Below are 2,072 nucleotides of genomic sequence, written 5' to 3'. Positions count from 1 at the left end.
CAGCAACGCCTCACAGCGTCACAGATCAGATGTCACCTATTCGTGCAGCAGTCCCTCCTGACATGCGCTCGGGTGGTGCCATGACGGCCCCTAGGAACGCTGTTGCTCAAAAGAATCGGTGTGTGAGTGTCAGGATCGGCGGTTTACCCAAACAAGATGGGTGAAGGGTGGGCAGCGGGCCCGCTTGAGTCGAGGGGGCATAGCGATGGACATCCGGGCGCGGGGAACACGGCAGTGAGATCGCATGAGGGTCAAGCCGCCCGAGCGCCATCGTCTGGATCCGACCAGGCCGCCTTCATCCGGTTCTACCGGCAGACGTATTGGCAGGCTTACGCGTTCACGCGTCGTCGCATTGACAGTGACGACACCGCCCGGGACGTGGTGGCCGAGGCCTACCGTGTCGTGTGGCAGAAGAGGGAGGTGGCCCTGGAACGCGGGCTGGCGTTCGTCTATGCCACCTGCCGGAACCTGCTGGGCAACGAGTATCAACGCCATGCACGGGAGGCCGCCCTGCTGGACCGGCTGGCCCTGGACTGGGCCCGGTCCGGACACCACGAGCAGATGGACCTGATCCACCAGTTGCGCCGGCTCCCGGCGGACCATCGGGAGGTGCTGTACCTGACCTACTGGGAAGAGCTGGCCGCTGGTGAGATCGCCCAGGTTCTGGACTGCAGCGTCCAGGCCGTCTGGAAGCGGCTCTCCCGAGCCCGGTCCCTGCTGCGTGACCTGCTCACCCCGGACGATTCCGCGTCCGCCGATCCCGCTCCAACGTCGACGACCCAAGGACTGTCATGAACCTGGACGACCGCCTCCGGATGCTCAACCCCGTCCCGATGCCACCGGCCGATCACCCCTTGGATGAGCGGGCCGAGGCGGACCTGGCCACCCTACTGGCCGACGAAGACACCGTCCGGTCCGATACACGGCACGTAGAAGTCCTCCCCGGCGGTGAACCCCGCCGGTTCCGCCGATCAGCGTCTCTCCGGTCCCGGTCGACACGGACCCGTTGGGTGCTGCCGGCGGCTGCTGCGTCGATCACCCTGGCGATTGGCATCGGTGTCGGGGGCTATGCGTACCACCAGGCGCATGAGAGGGCCGTGCTGGTCGCGACTCAGAGCGTGGCGCGGCCCCTGGAGATTGACGACCCAGGCCGAGGCGGCGAGGTTCTGAGGGGATCAGCCGCTGGCGCCCCGAGGTCGGACGCCCCCGAGACCAAGGCCGACGTAGTGCACCTGGCCCGACAAGCCGGGCAGTCCGCCGTACAGCCGCGGTCGCCGCGCGACCTGGAGGTGACCCACTGGGAGCTGGGAACGATGTGGGATGCCTCCGCACGGGAGATCACCCCGGACATCACCTTGCCGAAGACCTACCGACTCAGCGCCGAGCCCGGGGACATGGTCCGCCAGGTCATCACCGCCGGCATGCCGATTGATGCCGACGGCCGACCCCTGGACCCCGAGGCGCGGAACCTCAAGGGTGAAGAGCTGAAGCCTGGCGAGACCGTAACTCATGAGTACACCGAGGATGACTTCTCCGGGATGTTCCCCGAGCCGCCGCCAGCCACCGGCAGCGCCATGGAGATGTATCTTGCCGACCTGCGGGACAACAACCTGGCTGCCTTCGCTGACGGTGACCGGGGCCTGCTGCAGGTCACCGGAATGATGCTCATGTGGTGGAGCCTCACCCCGGAAGCCAACGACGCCTTGCTGCAAGCCCTCGGCACCGAACCGGGCATTGACTACCTCGGCCAGACCACCGACCGGCGAGGCAACCCCGCCTACGCGCTCGGACTCCACACCGAGGACGGCGGCACCTACCGCACCAGCCTGCTCGTGAACGCACACACCGGCCAGATCACCGGTTACGAAGAGGCCTACCTCGCCGGCCCCCCAGTCGAAGAACCCCTTTTCCCGGTTCCCTCAGTGCTCCGCTATATCCAACTCCACGATCGCTGAACCCTAGGCGCCTGCCAGCGTCCATTGACTCTCCCGTAGTTCAAGTCAAGATCCGTGCTCCGCGGGACTGTAAGAAAAACGGTGTGTGAGGGTCCGGCCTGATCCGAGAGGAGACGG

At 66.3% G+C, this 2,072-nt stretch carries 2 protein-coding genes; both read left to right on the top strand.

The annotated features are described in order from the left end of the window. Window positions 1-156 precede the first annotated feature (156 nt). Window positions 157-795: an RNA polymerase sigma factor gene (locus Q0283_RS10250; RefSeq protein WP_298044487.1), complete on the top strand. Its 639-nt coding sequence runs from the start codon at window positions 157-159 to the stop codon at window positions 793-795. Continuing rightward, the gene (locus Q0283_RS10245) at window positions 792-1,955 is read left to right on the top strand and encodes a hypothetical protein (protein WP_298044485.1); all 1,164 of its coding nucleotides are present in this window, start codon (window positions 792-794) and stop codon (window positions 1,953-1,955) included. Before Q0283_RS10250 ends, Q0283_RS10245 begins: the two co-directional genes overlap by 4 nt. Window positions 1,956-2,072 lie beyond the last annotated feature (117 nt).

The sequence above is a fragment of the uncultured Citricoccus sp. genome (assembly GCF_937871995.1).
Taxonomy (GTDB): Bacteria; Actinomycetota; Actinomycetes; order Actinomycetales; family Micrococcaceae; genus Citricoccus.
Note: the sequence above shows the minus strand (reverse complement) of the source record. Positions and strands in the feature narration are given on the sequence as shown.

Bases quoted from the DNA above. Each gene is read 5' to 3' on its own strand.
- Q0283_RS10250 (WP_298044487.1), top strand. From the start codon at position 157: ATGGGTGAAGGGTGGGCAGCGGGCCCGCTTGAGTCGAGGGGGCATAGC.
- Q0283_RS10245 (WP_298044485.1), top strand. From the start codon at position 792: ATGAACCTGGACGACCGCCTCCGGATGCTCAACCCCGTCCCGATGCCA.